Annotated in this window: 2 tRNA genes and 1 rRNA gene; all 3 read right to left on the bottom strand. The window is 40.7% G+C overall.

Annotated elements, in window-relative coordinates:
• Window positions 1-125: 125 nt before the first annotated feature.
• Window positions 126-202 (bottom strand) — tRNA-Ile (locus tag JHL18_RS24955).
• 5 nt (window positions 203-207) lie between these two features.
• Window positions 208-283: transfer RNA gene (locus JHL18_RS24950), tRNA-Ala, on the bottom strand.
• Window positions 284-409: 126 nt separating this feature from the next.
• Window positions 410-508 (bottom strand): 16S ribosomal RNA (locus JHL18_RS24945); the annotation flags it as partial.

Genomic DNA, 508 nt, shown 5'->3' with positions numbered 1-508 from the left:
CAAATCAAATTTGAGTTACAAATTTGCTGATTTACTAAAATACTAGCGTGCATTTTAGCAATCAATTTATTACAAAGAATAGTAAATATCTTTACTTTAACTTATGTGCAATTTTCAAAGAACAATGGTGGGCTTAAATGGACTCGAACCATCGACCTCACGCTTATCAGGCGTGCGCTCTAACCAGCTGAGCTATAAGCCCACAAATGGTGGAGATAAAGAGATTCGAACTCTTGACCCCCTGCGTGCAAGGCAGGTGCTCTCCCAACTGAGCTATACCCCCATATGTGTATATTAAATTAAGATGCCAATTACTTGGTATCTCAAAATTAAACAGAGAGAGATATTCTAACCAGAATTCGTATATATTAAGCCTGAAATCCATCAGTACTTAATAATTTCTCCATAGAAAGGAGGTGATCCAGCCGCAGGTTCTCCTACGGCTACCTTGTTACGACTTCACCCCAATCGCTGACCCTACCTTCGGCTGCTGCCTCCCTTACGGGTT

Source organism: Clostridium yunnanense, assembly GCF_016595795.1.
In the GTDB taxonomy this organism is placed as follows: domain Bacteria; phylum Bacillota; class Clostridia; order Clostridiales; family Clostridiaceae; genus Clostridium_AR; species Clostridium_AR yunnanense.
The sequence above is the reverse complement of the archived record's forward strand: the minus strand, read 5'-3'. Positions and strand labels throughout refer to the sequence as shown.